Source organism: Pseudomonas sp. B21-012 (assembly GCF_024749305.1).
GTDB lineage: Bacteria > Pseudomonadota > Gammaproteobacteria > Pseudomonadales > Pseudomonadaceae > Aquipseudomonas.
The window spans coordinates 4,996,670-5,012,119 of the sequence record NZ_CP087197.1; the positions used below are offsets into that span (position 1 = coordinate 4,996,670).

Here is a 15,450-nt window from a genome sequence, read left to right on the forward strand (position 1 = left end):
GCCTTCATGCAGATTGCATGTATGTTGGCCCACCTCTTCAAAGAACAGCCTTGCCATGAACCCGGAAGCCCTCGTCCTGCTGGTCACCCGCGAAATGCCCTACGGCAAATACCAGGGCCGGCTGATCGCCGACCTGCCTGGTCACTACCTCAACTGGTTCGCCCGCCAGGGCTTTCCCAAGGGCGAGCTGGGTAGCCTGCTGGCACTGATGCACGAGGTCGATCACAACGGCCTGAGCGACCTGCTGGTCCCCCTGCGCAAGAAGTACCCGCGCCCGCGCAACTGATCAGGCCTTGGCCGGCTGCACTGTCAGCTCCACCCCTTCACCACGCTTGAGCACGGCATACACCACTGCCGTCAGCAGGCTGCCGGCGACGATCGCCAGCAAGTACAACAAGGCATGGTTGATCGCATTGGGGATCAGCATGACGAACAGGCCGCCATGGGGCGCCATCAGCTTGCAGCCGAAGTACATCGACAAGGCGCCGGTCAGCGCACCGCCGACGACACTGGCCGGGATCACCCGCAGCGGGTCTTTGGCGGCAAACGGAATCGCCCCCTCGGAAATAAAACACAGGCCCAGCACCAGCGCCGCCTTGCCGGCTTCGCGCTCGCTCTGGGCGAACTTGCGCCGGGCAATGAAGCTGGCGATGCCCAGGCCAATCGGCGGCACCATGCCGGCGGCCATGGTCGCGGCCATCGGTGCATAACTCTGCGACGCCAGCAGCCCGACCGAGAATGCATAGGCCGCCTTGTTGATCGGCCCACCGAGGTCGACGCACATCATCCCGCCGAGCAACACCCCAAGCAGAATCGCGTTGGTGGTGCCCATGCTGTCGAGAAAATGGGTCAGGCCTTCGAGCATGCCGGCCACCGGCTTGCCGACCACGTAAATCATCACCAGGCCGGTGAACAGGCTGGCCAGCAGCGGGATGATCAGGATCGGCTTGAGCGCCTCAAGGCTGCTGGGCAGGCGCGCCCAGCGGCTGATGGCCTTGGCGCTGTAACCGGCGAGAAAGCCTGCGACGATACCGCCGATAAAACCCGCGCCTAAGGTACTGGCGAGCAAGCCGCCAATCATCCCCGGCGCCAACCCCGGACGGTCGGCTATCGAATAAGCGATGTAACCGGCCAGCAGCGGCACCATCAGTTTGAACGCCGCGTCACCGCCAATTTGCATCAATGCTGCAGGCAGGGTGCCGGGCTCTTTGTAGGCCTCGATACCGAACACGAACGACAGCGCGATCAGCAAACCGCCGGCCACCACCATCGGCAGCATGAACGACACGCCGGTGAGCAGGTGCTTGTACACCCCGGTTTTTTCGCTGCGCGCAGGCGCTGCGTTTGCACCTTGCGCGGTAGCTTCTTCGCGGGCTTCGGCCATGGCTTTTTTCAGTGTGGCCTGGGCCTGCTTGAGGGCAACCCCGGTGCCGCAGCTGTAGATGCGCTTGCCGGCAAAGCGCGCGGTGGGCACCTCGATATCGGCGGCCAGCAGCACCACGTCGGCGTCGGCAATGGCCGCTGCCGACAAGGGGTTACGCGCGCCCACCGAGCCCTGGGTCTCGACGCTGAGCTGGTAGCCCAGTTGCTGCGCCGCCTGCTGCAAGGCCTCGGCGGCCATGAAGGTATGGGCGACGCCAGTCGGGCAGGCAGTGACCGCGACAATCTTCGCGCTGCGCTCTACCGGCGCTGCAACCGGCTCGGCTTCGGGCTGATAAACCACCGCCTTTTCGGCCGCTTCACGGAGAAAGTTTTCGACATCCGCCAGGGCTTGCGCCGGGGTGCTCTGGTACAGGCGCTTGCCGGCGAAACGGCGCAGCTCCAGCGGGCCGGTGTTGACCACCAGCACCCAGTCGGCGGCAGCGATCGCCGCCGCCGATAACTGCCGCTCGGGTTGCTGCGGGTCGTGCACTTCAACGCTGGTGCTCCAGCCCTGGCGCAGCGCGGCCGCTTCCAGCAGGCGCGCACTGAGCACACTGGAGACCTGGCCATTGGGGCAGGCGGTGACGATGGCAATGTTCATCTGCAAGCCTCTTGTTGTTCTTCTGTCAGCTGCACCTGGCTTTCCAGTTGCGCCAGTTGCGCCCGGTCGTTGATGCCAAAACCGATCTGGGTCACCGCCTGGGCGGCAATCGCCGTGGCCCGGCGCAGGGTTTGCGCCGGCGTGTCGGCGCTCAGCAGGCCATGGACCATGCCTGCCAGCAGCGAATCGCCGGCGCCGACGGTACTGGCTACCGTGACCTTGGGCGGCACGGCGCTGAGGACGCTGCCCTGGCGGAACCAGTTGACGCCCTGCTCGCCCTGGGACACCACCACATGTTCGACACCCTGGCCGATCAACCGGGTTGCAGCTTGTTGCTGCTGGGCAACATCATGCACCGCAGTGCCAAGCACTTCGCTCAATTCATCGGTGTTCGGCTTGACCAGCCACGGCCCGCAGGCAAGCCCGGCCCGCAAGGCTTCACCGCTAGTGTCCAGAGCCACTTTCAGGCCCATGGCCTTGAGCCGGGCCAGGAGCATCTGCAACCACTGCGGGCTGATGCCCTGCGGCAGGCTGCCGGCGACCACCACCGCATCGTGACCAGGGGCGATTTGCTCCAGGCGGGTCAGCAGTTCCAGACGCGCCTGCTCATCGACCTGCGGGCCAGGGCCGTTGATATCGGTGACCTGGCCGCAGGCTTCGACCAGCTTGATGTTGCAGCGGGTCTCGCCGGCTACCCGCACAAAGCAATCGGCAAAGCCACGGCGGCCGATCAGGGCCTCGAACGGCGCCAGGTTGTCGCGACCGAGAAAGCCGCCCACCGTCACGCTATGGCCAAGGTCGGCCAGTACCTGGGCAACGTTCAGGCCCTTGCCGGCGGCATGGGTGTGCTGCGCCTGGCTGCGGTTGACCTGGCCGGCCTGCAGGCTGTCGAGGCGGACGGTAAGGTCCAGCGCCGGGTTCAGGGTCAGGGTCAGTATCTTGGCCATCAACGGGTCTCCAGCAGTGCCCGCACTGCGCCGGCACTGCCCTGCAGCAAGGCTTGGCGCGCAAGCTTTTGGGCATGTTCAAAGTTCAGTTCACGTACTTCGGCTTTCACCTCGGCGATGCTGCGCGCAGCAACGCTCAGCTCATCGACGCCAAGGCCGAGCAGCAGCGCCACCGCCTGCGGATCGGCCGCCAGCTCGCCGCACACGCCGACCCATTTGCCATGGGCATGGGCGGCGCGCACGGTGATGTCGATCAGTTGCAGCACCGCCGGGTGCAGGCCGTCGGCTTGCGCCGAAAGGCTCGGGTGGCCGCGGTCGATGGCCAGGGTGTACTGGGTCAGGTCGTTGGTGCCGACGCTGAAAAAGTCCACTTCCTGGGCCAGCACCGGCGCCAGCAAGGCGGCCGATGGCACCTCGATCATGATCCCCAGTTGCAGGTCGCTGACGCTGATTTCCTCGCGCAGGCGCTCGACCATGGCCCGCGCCTGGCGCCACTCTTCGAGCTGGCCGACCATCGGGAACATGATCCGCAGCGGCCGGTCGCCAGCAGCGCGCAGCAAGGCGCGCAGCTGGCTTTCCATCACCTGCGGGCGTTGCAGGGTCAGGCGAATGCCGCGCACGCCGAGGAAGGGGTTTTCTTCCTTGGCAATCGGCCAGTAAGGCAAGGGTTTGTCGCCGCCGACATCGAGGGTGCGTACCACCAGCGGCCGACCAGCAAGGCCATCGAGCACGCGGCGGTACTCGGCCTCTTGCACGGCTTCGTCGGGGGCTTGCGGGTGGGCCATGAAGATCAGTTCGGTGCGCAGCAGGCCAACGCCTTCGGCGCCCTGATCAACCACCGCTTCGATCCCGGCGCTTTCGCCGATATTGGCGAACACTTCGATGGCATGGCCGTCGCGGGTGATTGCAGGCTCCAGGCGCCGGGCCTTGGCGGCGTGCAGGCGTTGCTCGCGGCGGTCGCGTTCAGCCAGGGCCCGTTCGAGTTGGTCAGCGGCGGGGGCGACGGTCAGGCGCCCGCGTTGGCCGTCAAGCAGCAGCGGCGTGCCCGGGGCAATCAGCAGCACGGCGTCGCCGGCACCCACCACAGCGGGGATGCCCAGGGCACGAGCGACGATGGCGCTGTGGGCGGTGGCGCCGCCCCGAGCGGTCAGAATTCCGGCTACCCGTTGTGGGTCGAGGCGCGCCACATCGGAGGGGCCAACCTCTTCCATCACCAACACATAGGGTTGCTCCGGCGCCGGCACGTCGGCTTCGCCGCACAGCTGGGCCAATACCCGCCGGCCGATATCGCGCAGGTCGGCGGCACGTTCGGCAAGCAGTGCGTCGTGCAAGGACTCCTGCTGGCGCGCGGCGGCATCGATCACCGCCATCCACGCAGCGGCGGCGCTTTCGCCCTGGCGCAGGCGCTGGTCGACTTCGTCGCTGAGGTCCGGGTCGGCGAGCATCTCCTGGTGGGTGACGAAAATCTCGCGGATGGCCTTGGCCGGGCTGCGCTGGGTCAGCGCTTCGATTTCGTGGTTCACATTGGCCAACGCTTGCTGCAGGCGTTGCCGCTCGATGGGCAGCGATTCACCGCGCAGCGGGTAGTCGAACTCGCGCAGCACCTGGATATGCGCCGGGCCGCTGGCAATACCCGGTGCGGCGGCAACGCCGTGGATCAGCGCGCCCGCTGCCGGTGGCACAAGCTCTGGCTCGGCCATCACCTCGATGACCGCCTCGACGACGGGCGCCAGCGCCTCCACCTCTTCGCCCAGGCCCGCTTCAATCGCGGCCAGCAACGCCGGCAAGGCATCGTTGGCAATGCTCGGCTCGGCGATGATTTCCAGCATCTGCCCACGCCGGGCGCCGAGGCTCAGCAGCTTGCTCAGGCTCTTGGCCGACACCGCCGGCTGGCCGCTGTCGACCAGGCGCAGGCGAATCTCGCCATCGAAGTTTTTCGCCAGTTGCGCCAGCTCCTTGGCCGGCCGCGCATGCAGGCCGTGAGCATTGGCCAGGCCGATACGCGCGCTGGGCCAGTCGGCAGGCAGCTCGCCGCCCAGCACTTCCAGCACGGTGCGGCTGTTGGTGGCGCGGCACAGCTCCTGGCCGCGGCCTTCGATCAACAGCGTGCACAGGCGCTCAAGCAAGGCCTGATGCGCAGCGCCAAGGCTGGCCAGGCAGAACAGGCCCTGCACCGGCTGGCCATTGTGGCGCAGTGGCTGCTGCGGGGTGACGAAGGCCAGGCCCGGCTGGCGCACCGCCTGCTCGCTGTGCAGCCACCACAGGCCCTCGCCCAGCGGCAGCGGGTCGAGCTGCTGCAACACCCCGGCAAAGCCGCCGCCGACACACTGCGCGCGGGTCAGCAGGCGCGCGGCGCGCCATACCAGCTCGTCAAAATCGTCGGCGGGCACACCCAGGCCGATCATCTGCGCATCCAGCGCCAGCTCTTGCGGCGCGCCTTGCAGCAACTTCAGCAATGCCTCAGCAGAGCTGGCACGGCGCAGGGCTTCGGCCAAGTCCGTCTCGCCCAGGGCGCGGGTCAGCAGTTGCAGCAGGCGCAGGTGCTCATCGGAGCGGGCGGCGATGCCAATGGCCAGGTAGACGATCTGGCCATCGCCCCAGTCGACCCCTTCGGGAAACTGCAGCAGGCGCACCCCGGTGGCATGCACCAGCTCGCGGGTTGCGGGGGTGCCATGGGGGATGGCAATACCTTGGCCGAGGAAGGTCGAGCCTTGCGCTTCACGGGCTTGTAGGCCGGCCAGATAGCCTTCGGCAACCAGGCCGTCGCTGACCAGGCGCTCAGCCAACAGGTGCAGCGCCGCCGACTTATCCACAGCCGACTGGCCCATGGATATCTGCTCCACGGTGAGCTCGAGCATGACCTTCTCCTTTGCAGCACCAGGGCGGTGCTGAGGTATTGTTGTGAATTGTTCAGCTAAGGGCCAGTTGCAATGGCCCTGTCCAGGCGAAAGGATCGGCAGTAAATCGCCTGCTGAATCGTTTAATCTAGATTCACGAGCACGTTACTCGATAATGTGGGATGAATGAAGCCCTGCTTGTCGTATTGCTATAGGAGCGGGCTTGCCCTGCGATCGAGCGCGAAGCGGTCGTACCTCAGTGCCGGACACGTCGCCGGGGCAAGCCAGCTCCAACTGTGAACAACATTGCCCATGTTGTAGGACAATTGCGACAATGGTCGTCTGCGCCATCCTTCCAGGATCGGCGACAATACCCGGTCAGGCTTTGCAGCCAGTCTCGGTAATAACAAGGAAAATGCGGTGAAACTCAGCGATATCGCGCGTCTGGCCGGTGTGTCCGTCACCACCGCCAGCTACGTCATCAATGGCAAGGCCGAACAGCAACGCATCAGCAAAAGCACTGTCGAGCGGGTGCAGGCGGTGGTCGAAGCCCATGGCTTTACCCCCAACCCCCAGGCTGCAGGTTTGCGCAGCCGGCACACGCGTACCCTCGGCTTCATCCTCCCCGACCTGGAAAACCCCAGCTACGCGCGCATCGCCAAGCAACTGGAACAACGCGCCCGGGCCCAGGGTTACCAACTGCTGATCGCCAGCAGCGACGACCAGCCCGACAGCGAGCGCCAGCTGCAGCAGCTGTTTCGCGCCCGCCGTTGCGACGCCCTGTTCGTCGCCAGCTGCCTGCCGCCAGAAGACGACAGCTACCGCGAACTGCAAGCCAAGGGCATGCCGATCATCGCCATCGACCGCAGCCTCGACCCCGCGCACTTCTGCTCGATCGTCAGCGACGACCGCAACGCCAGCCAGCAACTGACCCGCAGCCTGCTGGCCACCCAACCTGCACACATTGCCCTGATCGGCGCGCGCCCGGAGCTGAGCGTCAGCCAGGCCCGCGCCGGTGGTTTCGACCAGGCCCTGGAAGGCTTCGGCGGCAACGTCAGCCGCCTGCAAGGCGAAGCCTTCAGCCGCGAGTGCGGCCAGCGCCTGATGAACCAGCTGCTAGAAGACCTCGGCCGCCTGCCCGACGCCTTGGTGACCACTTCCTACGTACTGCTGCAAGGCGTGTTCGACGTGCTGCAAGCGCGCCCGGCCGACTCGCGCAGCCTGCAACTGGGCACCTTCGGTGACAACCAGTTGCTCGACTTCCTGCCGCTGCCGGTCAACGCCATGGCCCAGCAACACGGCCTGATTGCCGAAACCGCGCTAAAACTGGCCCTCGCCGCCGTTGAACAGAAGCAATACCAACCTGGCGTGCACGCCATCGGTCGAACCTTCAAACAGCGAATCTTCCCGGCCTGAACATGCGCCTGATCGACACCCACACCCACCTGGACTTTCCAGACTTCGACCCCGACCGCCCGGCCTTAATGGCCAACGCCCGGGCCGGCGGGGTCGAGCGCATGGTGGTGCTGGGGGTGTATCAAAGCAACTGGCAGCGGGTCTGGGACCTGGTGCGCAGCGACTCGCAACTTTATGCCGCGTTCGGCCTGCACCCGGTCTACCTCGACCAGCACCGCCCCGAGCACCTTGTCGAATTGGGCGACTGGCTGACCCGCCTGCAGGGCGAGCGCCAGCTGTGTGCCGTCGGTGAATTCGGCCTGGATTACTACCTGCCCGAACTCGACCGCGAACGCCAGCAAGCGCTGTTCGAAGCGCAACTGCAACTGGCCGCGGACTGCAACCTGCCCGCCCTGCTGCACGTGCGCCGCAGCCACGCCGTGGTCATCGCCACGCTCAAGCGCTACAAGCTCAAGCGTGGCGGCATCATCCACGCCTTTGCCGGCAGCGTCGAAGAAGCCCGCGAGTACCACAAGCTCGGCTTCAAACTCGGCCTCGGCGGCGCCGCGACCTGGCCGCAGGCGCTGCGCTTGCACAAGGTGCTACCACAGTTACCGCACGACAGCGTGGTGCTGGAAACCGACGCGCCAGACATGGCCCCGGTGATGTTCCCCGGCGTGCGCAACAGCCCGGAGCACCTACCGCAGATTGCCCAGGCGCTGGCCGCGATCATGGGGATCGAGGTTGAGCGGTTGGCTGAGGTGAGTACGGGTAATGCTTGTGAGTTGTTTGGCTGGGCGTAAATCTTTCAGGCCAAAGCAACAATCTTCGGAAACGACCTACATACCCATCAACTTATTCGAATCTAGGCTGCGCTCTCTGACTACAGGGAGTAACGCTTATGGCCAATCATGGATACATGACCATCACCGGCAGGCAGCAAGGGTTGATCTCGGCTGGCTGCTCCACCGCAGATTCAATGGGCAACAAGTATCAGTCCGGGCATTGCGACGAGATCATGGTGCTGGCGTACAGTCATAACCTTTCCAACCTCGGCAACACCCAGAACGCTACCCACCGCCCGATTGTCATCAGCAAAAACATAGACAAGGCATCACCGTTACTGGCTCAGGCGCTGGCCAATCGAGAGGAGCTGAAGTGCCTGATCAACTTCTTTCGAATCTCTTCCAGCGGCCACCATGAGAAGTACTACACCATAGAACTCAGGGGCGGGATGGTCGTCGATTTGAGAATCGATGTACCCCACGCGGTTCTCCAGCACGACATGAATGCCCAGGCACACCTTGCCATCCGCTATCGCGACATTTTCTGGACTCATCACCTGGCAGGCACCAGCGGTCATGCCTTTTGGGGGGACGAGCAATGGAGCGAATGAAGAAAAAACCTGAACTGCGCTCACATGATCTATGGGAAGTCAGTAGCGCCGCCGCACGCCTGACCAGCTACGCCTGCTCGATCAGTGCCCGCCACCTTGAGGATGATGGTGTACGCATGCAATTCAACCGCGAGCTGGCGTACTACGCCAAGCGCGTGGTCGATGATGTCGAGCAGCGACGCTTGAGCCCTGAGGAAGGGCTTAGAGAAATCCAGGAAGAGCAGCGGAGTTTGCTCAGGCAGTCGAGCGAAATTTTCATGCAAGGCATCGGGACCATAGCGGGTACTACGCAATTCGTTGCCGGTGCAGGTATCTGTTATGCCTCTGTGGGCACCCTGTGTGTTGTAGCCGGTGTTCCCTTGATGGCTCACGGGGCAAATAATATTTATGAAAACAGTCGAAATTTGATCGAAGGGCACTCTCGCACTGAAGGGCCAATCAGAAAAGGCTACCAGCTTGCCGCCAAAAAAATGGGGCACGCAGAGCGCGATGGAAACACAGCATATGGCGCGGTAGATATAGGTCTTTCGGTCTACGGTTTGACCAGATTGGTAGTAAAGAAGGACGCTTGGCGCTTGTTCCGGTACATCGACACGGACTATGTCAGATCATACAAGACGATAGGGCCATTATCAGGCGCTATAGAAAGCACCAGTAACGCCAGCACGGGAATCCAAATTTTATTAGACAATGAAAGATGATAGCACTCGCACTTCTATGCACTGCAGCTATTGGCCTATTTATTGCCAGATGGCTAAAATGGCATTTTTCCGGCCCCGAACTAAATTACTTTAAATTCTACATCTGCCTTGCCTACAACATGCTATTTGGCGTCATCTATTTGGACATCGTAAGACATGACCGATACCTATTATTATTTCATCACCCGGAAATCATTGATCGTTATCCGTTCGTCGGTTGGGCAGCGATGGCTCTAATGATAGCTCACGCGTCTTCCTATCCGACACGAGACAAAACCAAATAGTGAAGTGCAGAAAACTATAACCAACACACCGCAACCGTGGCCACTTACTCAACCACGCCTTGCCCGCAATCCGCTCCTCATAAACCTGCCGCTTATCCACCACAAAGCGCCGGCTCGGCCTGAGCAGCAGCGCGAACAAGTCATCAAGCCCCAAAGGCGCCGACACTTCACACATATCCTCAGCAGTGCGTCGAACAGCAATAGCGGTAGCCGTTTCACACCAGAAGGACATCGCTTCGGCGGATGAACCGTAGGGCGCATCGCCGTTGCGGCTGTGCATGCGCGCCATGATTCATAGCGCATCCTTGCTGAAATACCGACTCGGCGCCGCTCCCAGCACCTTGCGAAACACACTGGTGAACGCACTCGGGCTGCTATAGCCCAGGTCCACCGCCACCCGGGTGATCGGCTCGCCATTGCCCAGGCGCACTACCGCTGCCAACAGGCATGCCTGCTGGCGCCATTCGACAAAGCTGATACCGGTTTGCTGACGAAACAGCCGGGTAAAAGTTCGCCGGCTCCGGCCCACCTGCCGGGCCATGTCATCGATGCTCACCTCAAGCGAAGGTTGCTGCAACAGCCGCTGGCACGCCTGGGCCAGGCGCGGATCATCCGGCAGCGGCGCATTCAGCGACAGCGGCGCCATGCTGGCGATTTCGTGCAGCAGCAAGGCCATCAAATGACCGTCGCGCTGTTCTTGCGCATACAGCGCCGGCACGTCTGCTGCCTGAATCAGCAACTGGCGCAAAAACGCCGACACATCGAATACCTGACACAACCTCGGCAGCGCCAAACGTGCCGCCGCCTCGTTGCTGATATAGGTGTTGAGCATGGTCACCGGCCCGCTCATGACCATCTCATGGGGCACCTGCGCCGGCACCCAGATCGCCCGTTGCGGCGGCACCACCCAGTTGCCCTGGCGGGTGAACACGGTGATCACCCCACAGGCCGCATAGGCGAACTGCCCGCGCTGATGGGTATGCAGGGCGAAGTGATGGCCATCGGCATAATCAACGGCGGTCACCACTGCATCGCGGGGAATGTGTTCAGACGGGTCAATTTCAATCATGGCCCGAATCTACCGATATGCGACCCGATAGCGCAAGCGGGCCAGCGCCTGCATTGCGCATAGTGGCGCCCTGCCCGCCTGTGGATAACAACACCATGCAACCAAAACACTTGCTGCTCGCCGTGCTGGTGACCGCCGTTTGGGGCCTGAACTTCCCCATCAGCAAACTGGCCCTGGCCGAGATCGACCCGCTGCTGCTTACCGCCCTGCGCTTCAGCCTCGCCGCCCTGCCCTGGGTATTGTTCATCAAACGCCCGCCAGTGGCCCTGGGTTGGTTAGCCGCCTACGGCTTGATCTTCGGCGTGGCGATGTGGGCGCTGATCAACTTAGGCATCAGCCTGGGCGTGCCACCCGGCACCGCTGCCCTGCTGATCCAGTTCAGTGCCTTCTTTACCTTGGGTTGGGCCGTGCTGCTGTTTCGCGAAGGCATGAGCCTTGGCCAGTGCCTTGGCGTGCTACTCGCCGCCCTCGGCTTGCTCTGCATTATCGCCAGCAGCCCCGGCCAGGCGACGACCGCGGGCTACAGCGTATTGCTGGTCAGCGCCTTCAGCTGGAGCGTTGGCAACGTCATCATCAAACGCTCGAAAGTGCGTGAGATGTTTGCCTTTGTGGTGTGGGCCAGCCTCTTCCCGCCGATCCCCTTGCTGCTGCTCACCTGGCTCAGCCAGGGCAGCGCGCCGTTCACCGCCCTGGCCAGCCACCTTGAGGGCATCGCCCTGCTATCGCTGGTGTTCCAGGTCTACGCGGCGACGCACTTCTGCTACTGGGGCTGGAACCTGTTGCTGCGCGAGTACCCGGTTTCAACCGTTGCGCCGCTGTCGTTGCTGATCCCGATATTCGGCATCGCTGGCTCCATCGTCATGCTCGGCCACCACATCGACCGCAACGAAGGCATCGCCATTGCCCTGATCCTGGCGGCCCTTGCGGCGGGGCTGATCAAGACCCGCCCGCTGCTACGCCGAACGGTCTAAAACCAACCGCGATCATCTTCCAGCTCCTGGCGACAGGCCTTGAGCTGGGCGCCATAGACCCGCGACTGCGCCTCCACCTTGCGCGCCACCTGCATCAGCCACGGCTTGCTGCGATAAGTCCCACGACTAAAACCGCCGCGCCCTTCGTGATAGGCCAGGTACTGGTTGTAGGTATCCCACTTGGAAATCCCCAACTGGCGCTGGGTGCCGGCGGTGTACCAGCCGATGAACATCACCGCGTCATCGAAGTTATCGCGCGAGCCGCCATTGCCGGTGCCGGATTTGTACTCACCCCAGACCGGGTCCTGGGCCTGTGCATAACCATAGGCCGAACTCACCCGCCCCCACGGAATTACCCACAGCAAGTAGTCGCGGGGCGGCAGCGCATCGGAGACGAAGCTGCTTTCCTGCTTCATGATCGCCATCGCCACATGTTGCGGCGTGCCGAACTGCTGCTGCATCTTCAGCGAATCTTCGTACCAGTCCGGGTACTGGCGGTAGATATTGCACAGATTGTTCTGATCCCTCGGCGGCGCCGTGGCGCAGCCCGACAAGACCGCAACCATCAACATCAGCGCCCACACTCGCCCTTGTTTCATCCATCGCCCCAGCAGAAAAAGAGGGCTCTCGTTGCCCTTCGTATAAAACGCAGCGCCTGGACAGGCCAGGTTGCGGTGACCTCCTATGATGGCGTGGGTGATGGCAGGGTCACCAGCGTGAAGCGTGGATTTGTAACGAATAGTCGCGAGAACGGTACGTTAACGGCGGAAATCTTCAGAATTTCCTGATTCCATGTAGTCCATTTCCCAATCATACTTTTGCCGCGCGTAAACCATTGCGATGGCATTGGCCTCACTCTAGTCTCGACCGGTCGTTGACCTTTAACGACAGGCTTTGACAGGCCTCCAGATCTCTAGAACACGTGCACGCTTTATGGCGGCAGTACGTGGGGCACCTCGTGTGCGCCGAGTTTCTAGAGTCCTCGGTCTGTCAACCCGCGTACCGCTGCCACCTACTTGTTTGACAGCAGGTCTGTAGCAGCCTCGATGACTCTAGAGGTTCGCATGCTCAAAATCGTCCCAGACCCACCGCATCATCCCAACCAATCCCTTGAAGACCTTCTCGTCCAGACGTCCGGATACTTGGTCCGCGCGCTGACCATTGCTCAGCAGACAGTGCTGCTCCATCCCAGGCCGCCTGAGCAGGTACTGACCTTGGCGACCATGCACGAGATTGAACACGCCCGAAGCTTGATTGAAGTGGCTTTGAGCAAGGTTCAGTTGAAGCACTGACGGCATTTTTCAGAAGAGCGCCAGTGTTGCCTGGGCAATGCTGGCTGCGTGCTTTGGGAGGTATGGATGAGCGAAGATCGTGCTTCAGTTCTGAAAACGATAGGCGTCGGCACCTTCGGCGAAGGCCCGGGCGGGAAGACCACCGAACGACTGTTTCGGGTTGAGCCAGGGCACAGTGTGGAATTTGTGCTGGAACAGGCAGCTTTGTTGATGGGCTGCGTGAGCAAGCTGACTCATCACGTGATGATTGAAGAAGATGAAGCGATGACTTGTGCGGCTCATTTTCTCAGTGGGATGGCGAAGGCATTGATCGAGGATTTGGCGACGGCAAATGAATCGCCTGGTCTCGCAGAAACCTCTTTGCCTTAACATGGTCTGCTAACCTGCAGCGCCGTGGCTTGCGTAAATCTGAAACCCACTGAACGAAGTCCAATGAGTATGAATAAATCACCTCTACTGTTCTCTTTGGCGCTGCTGCTGGCCGTGGGCGTGATGCCCGCACAGGCCAAACAGCGAACCGCACTGAAAACGCCTGCATCGGGCGTACTCTGCGACCGTTACGTGTGCGCCAATGACAAAGGCATCTCCCGCGAGCTAACGGAAAAGTACCTAGGCAAGAAGGCAGCGACGACCGACGTCTTCACATCGAGTGACGTCGACCTGACTGAATTCACCTTCGTTAACGGGATATTCTGCGACGTGAAAGAGCGGCTATGCCGCGAGGATCGGTACTACGGCGCGAACGGGGAGCGATCCGGGGCCGTCTCCAAAAAATACACCAAGGCGCTGTTTGGCGAATGACCAAAAGGTGGCGGGCGAGGTTGAACGCGTCTGGTTATCCTCGCCAACACCGCCGCCCTGTTGTACTCAGCTCGTCGCTGTCCCCTTTCTCAAGCAAGCGCCGGCCTTCCCGAGTTCGAAAAATCTTCTCAAATTATCGAGAACGTCGTACTCGGATACTTTCTCGTCCCGAACCATGATGGCCTTTTGTTTAGTTAGCCATAGATGGTTTTCCTTGTTCTTATTAGGAACTACAGAAATTTCGAAGCTCATCTTTGAGCTCCCCGCCACGGCGCCGGGCACCGTGGCGTGAGTAAAGCTGAACGTGAGTTCATTATCTTTGGTGGGCGAGGCGTTTTTCACGCTAGTAATGGGCATTTCGGCTTTTGCAACTGATGGGAGCTTGGCGGAGTACGACACGCTTCCATTGTGTACCTGCTTGGTTATTTCTAAAAAATAATTCTCATTGTCTTCCGCACTCGCCGGAATCGTGCAGTCTTCACCTTCAGTTATGAAGTAGGTGCCCTCGAAGGCATACAATGGTCCTTTCTCACAGGCTGAGAGGGACATCAAAAACACGCTAATTAAAGCCAATTTCCATTTCTTCACACTGGACACTCCGTGATTCCATAGTGTCCATTATCCGTAATACTGATCGATGGTACCACCCGAATGTCCCTGTTTAGTCCTTGGGCCAGCAGAGACAACAAAACACCAGGAGAACCCAGAATTTACATAGCCGCGGTCTTACACAGCTAGAAATCAGATACCATGTGTGAGCACAGGTGAGTACCTGCGAATCCAACTATCAGGGGGAGTAGCTGCTAACCACCGCTGGACTCAAGTTGGCTTAACCGGCGCCTTCAATGGCCCCGGAACAAAAGCCAACTGCTTCAGATCCTCGATCTTTCAAATCAATCCCTTTGCCTAGCGAGTTTTCCTCGCCAATTCCAAACTTGAACCGCGCGACGTACCTCACCTCTTCGCTTTCAGATACCGCCGATTGCGATAGGTGCTCATTTGCGCGCGCGGGAGACACGTACCGGGAAGTGTGTCGTAGAAGGTAAAGTTGAGCCTTCAGCGTAACGTTTTACGGCGCCACCTTCGACCACGACACAGCCGTCAAGAGATACAGAAACAACAAAGCCCGCACTAGGCGGGCTTTGAGGGGTGTTTCGTAGACAGTCATAGACTTCTGGAAACTGGTCTCTGGTGCGGAGACAGGAGTCGAATCGGGCACCTTTAAGCCAGAAAAACAGGGCCTCTAGATAGCTTGAAACCACCACTGTATACCTAAATATATACCTAAAACGAAAAGTACCCCTCAGCGCCGCGAGGACTGAGGGGTACCGGTAGAACGCTGTTCCGGGGAGAGGCTACTCAACACGCCCCTGGCTTCACCGTTCCTACGCTTTATTTTTTCAGCGTGTAGCGATCGGAGAAGGATGCTGCGAAATCGTTTATTACATCCAACAGCTTTGGATCAGGATGACCGTTTTCAAACCCCATCCCCACCGACCTCATTACGAGAAACTCACCCTTCATCTCAGCTTCCACGAGGGCCATTCCTTCCTTGTACCATGGCAGCTGCTTCAGCTCTTCGTTCGCGGTGGCCAGCAGTACGTCATTGCTCAGTGCGATCTTCATTGATACCTCCTTGGGTTGGCAGTGGCGGGCACTTTACCGTAGAGCGAGGTATGGTTTGCAAATGCGTTGCGCCTTCCAAGGGCTTCGCGGTTCCACTCGCAGCGTAAA

The 15,450-nt window shown here is 61.2% G+C and carries 17 protein-coding genes; 9 read left to right on the forward strand and 8 right to left on the reverse strand.

Features of this window, described 5'->3' with window-relative positions; genetic code table 11:
• The first annotated feature begins 55 nt into the window (after window positions 1-55).
• The gene (locus LOY37_RS22790; RefSeq protein WP_093379533.1) at window positions 56-286 is read left to right on the forward strand and encodes a DUF3820 family protein; all 231 of its coding nucleotides are present in this window, start codon (window positions 56-58) and stop codon (window positions 284-286) included.
• On the opposite strand, the gene LOY37_RS22795 is transcribed toward LOY37_RS22790, so the two are convergent.
• From LOY37_RS22795 to ptsP, 3 genes are read right to left on the reverse strand one after another with little or no spacing between them, the layout of a single operon-like run.
• The gene (locus LOY37_RS22795) at window positions 287-2,023 is read right to left on the reverse strand and encodes a PTS fructose-like transporter subunit IIB (protein ID WP_258715778.1); all 1,737 of its coding nucleotides are present in this window, start codon (window positions 2,021-2,023) and stop codon (window positions 287-289) included.
• The gene (gene pfkB, locus LOY37_RS22800; protein ID WP_258715779.1) at window positions 2,020-2,970 is read right to left on the reverse strand and encodes a 1-phosphofructokinase; all 951 of its coding nucleotides are present in this window, start codon (window positions 2,968-2,970) and stop codon (window positions 2,020-2,022) included. The genes LOY37_RS22795 and pfkB overlap by 4 nt, the downstream gene beginning before the upstream one ends.
• On the reverse strand, window positions 2,970-5,828 hold the full coding sequence (ptsP, locus tag LOY37_RS22805) for a phosphoenolpyruvate--protein phosphotransferase (protein WP_258715780.1): 2,859 nt from the start codon (window positions 5,826-5,828) through the stop codon (window positions 2,970-2,972). The genes pfkB and ptsP overlap by 1 nt, the downstream gene beginning before the upstream one ends.
• Before the next feature lie 399 nt (window positions 5,829-6,227).
• Here ptsP and cra point away from each other — a divergent pair, with 399 nt between their 5' ends.
• From cra to LOY37_RS22825, 4 genes are all read left to right on the forward strand, one after another.
• On the forward strand, window positions 6,228-7,223 hold the full coding sequence (gene cra, locus LOY37_RS22810) for a catabolite repressor/activator (protein ID WP_045197136.1): 996 nt from the start codon (window positions 6,228-6,230) through the stop codon (window positions 7,221-7,223).
• 2 nt (window positions 7,224-7,225) lie between these two features.
• Window positions 7,226-8,005: a TatD family hydrolase gene (locus LOY37_RS22815; RefSeq protein WP_258715781.1), complete on the forward strand. Its 780-nt coding sequence runs from the start codon at window positions 7,226-7,228 to the stop codon at window positions 8,003-8,005.
• Between the two features lie 98 nt (window positions 8,006-8,103).
• Window positions 8,104-8,598 (forward strand): Hcp family type VI secretion system effector, encoded by a 495-nt coding sequence (locus LOY37_RS22820; RefSeq protein WP_258715782.1) that lies wholly within the window; start codon window positions 8,104-8,106, stop codon window positions 8,596-8,598.
• Window positions 8,586-9,299: a DUF4225 domain-containing protein gene (locus tag LOY37_RS22825; RefSeq protein ID WP_258715783.1), complete on the forward strand. Its 714-nt coding sequence runs from the start codon at window positions 8,586-8,588 to the stop codon at window positions 9,297-9,299. Before LOY37_RS22820 ends, LOY37_RS22825 begins: the two co-directional genes overlap by 13 nt.
• Before the next feature lie 192 nt (window positions 9,300-9,491).
• Here the strand turns inward: LOY37_RS22825 and LOY37_RS22830 are convergent, their stop codons facing one another.
• Both LOY37_RS22830 and LOY37_RS22835 read right to left on the reverse strand, forming a co-directional pair.
• Window positions 9,492-9,872 carry a nucleotidyltransferase family protein gene (locus LOY37_RS22830; protein WP_258715784.1) on the reverse strand — a complete coding sequence of 127 codons (381 nt, stop codon included), beginning with the start codon at window positions 9,870-9,872 and terminating at the stop codon, window positions 9,492-9,494.
• 3 nt (window positions 9,873-9,875) lie between these two features.
• A complete protein-coding gene (locus tag LOY37_RS22835; RefSeq protein WP_258715785.1) occupies window positions 9,876-10,652 on the reverse strand; it encodes a helix-turn-helix domain-containing protein in 777 nt (258 codons plus the stop codon).
• Between the two features lie 95 nt (window positions 10,653-10,747).
• Between LOY37_RS22835 and LOY37_RS22840 the strand changes: the two genes are divergently transcribed.
• Complete coding sequence (locus LOY37_RS22840; protein ID WP_258715786.1) at window positions 10,748-11,623, forward strand: EamA family transporter; 876 nt, start codon at window positions 10,748-10,750, stop codon at window positions 11,621-11,623.
• Here LOY37_RS22840 and LOY37_RS22845 read toward each other — a convergent pair.
• Window positions 11,620-12,222 (reverse strand): hypothetical protein, encoded by a 603-nt coding sequence (locus LOY37_RS22845; protein WP_045197126.1) that lies wholly within the window; start codon window positions 12,220-12,222, stop codon window positions 11,620-11,622. The two genes, LOY37_RS22840 and LOY37_RS22845, sit on opposite strands and share 4 nt — an antisense overlap.
• A gap of 465 nt (window positions 12,223-12,687) precedes the next feature.
• Between LOY37_RS22845 and LOY37_RS22850 the strand changes: the two genes are divergently transcribed.
• The 3 genes from LOY37_RS22850 (at window position 12,688) to LOY37_RS22860 (ending at window position 13,716) form a co-directional block, all read left to right on the forward strand.
• A complete protein-coding gene (locus LOY37_RS22850; RefSeq protein WP_045197124.1) occupies window positions 12,688-12,915 on the forward strand; it encodes a hypothetical protein in 228 nt (75 codons plus the stop codon).
• A 66-nt stretch (window positions 12,916-12,981) separates the two neighbouring features.
• A complete protein-coding gene (locus LOY37_RS22855; RefSeq protein WP_195885019.1) occupies window positions 12,982-13,284 on the forward strand; it encodes a DUF3077 domain-containing protein in 303 nt (100 codons plus the stop codon).
• A gap of 63 nt (window positions 13,285-13,347) precedes the next feature.
• Window positions 13,348-13,716, forward strand: coding sequence for a YcgJ family protein (locus LOY37_RS22860; RefSeq protein WP_249744399.1), 369 nt, complete (start codon window positions 13,348-13,350; stop codon window positions 13,714-13,716).
• Between the two features lie 66 nt (window positions 13,717-13,782).
• On the opposite strand, the gene LOY37_RS22865 is transcribed toward LOY37_RS22860, so the two are convergent.
• On the reverse strand, window positions 13,783-14,313 hold the full coding sequence (locus tag LOY37_RS22865; protein ID WP_258715787.1) for a hypothetical protein: 531 nt from the start codon (window positions 14,311-14,313) through the stop codon (window positions 13,783-13,785).
• 795 nt (window positions 14,314-15,108) lie between these two features.
• On the reverse strand, window positions 15,109-15,342 hold the full coding sequence (locus LOY37_RS22870) for a hypothetical protein (protein WP_258715788.1): 234 nt from the start codon (window positions 15,340-15,342) through the stop codon (window positions 15,109-15,111).
• Window positions 15,343-15,450: the final 108 nt, after the last annotated feature.

Excerpts from the sequence above, each read along its gene's own strand:
- LOY37_RS22790 (WP_093379533.1), top strand. The coding sequence starts at position 56 with ATGAACCCGGAAGCCCTCGTCCTGCTGGTCACCCGCGAAATGCCCTAC.
- LOY37_RS22795 (WP_258715778.1), bottom strand. The coding sequence starts at position 2,023 with ATGAACATTGCCATCGTCACCGCCTGCCCCAATGGCCAGGTCTCCAGT.
- pfkB (WP_258715779.1), bottom strand. The coding sequence starts at position 2,970 with ATGGCCAAGATACTGACCCTGACCCTGAACCCGGCGCTGGACCTTACC.
- ptsP (WP_258715780.1), bottom strand. The coding sequence starts at position 5,828 with ATGCTCGAGCTCACCGTGGAGCAGATATCCATGGGCCAGTCGGCTGTG.
- LOY37_RS22815 (WP_258715781.1), top strand. The coding sequence starts at position 7,226 with ATGCGCCTGATCGACACCCACACCCACCTGGACTTTCCAGACTTCGAC.
- LOY37_RS22820 (WP_258715782.1), top strand. The coding sequence starts at position 8,104 with ATGGCCAATCATGGATACATGACCATCACCGGCAGGCAGCAAGGGTTG.
- LOY37_RS22825 (WP_258715783.1), top strand. The coding sequence starts at position 8,586 with ATGGAGCGAATGAAGAAAAAACCTGAACTGCGCTCACATGATCTATGG.
- LOY37_RS22830 (WP_258715784.1), bottom strand. The coding sequence starts at position 9,872 with ATGGCGCGCATGCACAGCCGCAACGGCGATGCGCCCTACGGTTCATCC.
- LOY37_RS22835 (WP_258715785.1), bottom strand. The coding sequence starts at position 10,652 with ATGATTGAAATTGACCCGTCTGAACACATTCCCCGCGATGCAGTGGTG.
- LOY37_RS22840 (WP_258715786.1), top strand. The coding sequence starts at position 10,748 with ATGCAACCAAAACACTTGCTGCTCGCCGTGCTGGTGACCGCCGTTTGG.
- LOY37_RS22845 (WP_045197126.1), bottom strand. The coding sequence starts at position 12,222 with ATGAAACAAGGGCGAGTGTGGGCGCTGATGTTGATGGTTGCGGTCTTG.
- LOY37_RS22850 (WP_045197124.1), top strand. The coding sequence starts at position 12,688 with ATGCTCAAAATCGTCCCAGACCCACCGCATCATCCCAACCAATCCCTT.
- LOY37_RS22855 (WP_195885019.1), top strand. The coding sequence starts at position 12,982 with ATGAGCGAAGATCGTGCTTCAGTTCTGAAAACGATAGGCGTCGGCACC.
- LOY37_RS22860 (WP_249744399.1), top strand. The coding sequence starts at position 13,348 with ATGAGTATGAATAAATCACCTCTACTGTTCTCTTTGGCGCTGCTGCTG.
- LOY37_RS22870 (WP_258715788.1), bottom strand. The coding sequence starts at position 15,342 with ATGAAGATCGCACTGAGCAATGACGTACTGCTGGCCACCGCGAACGAA.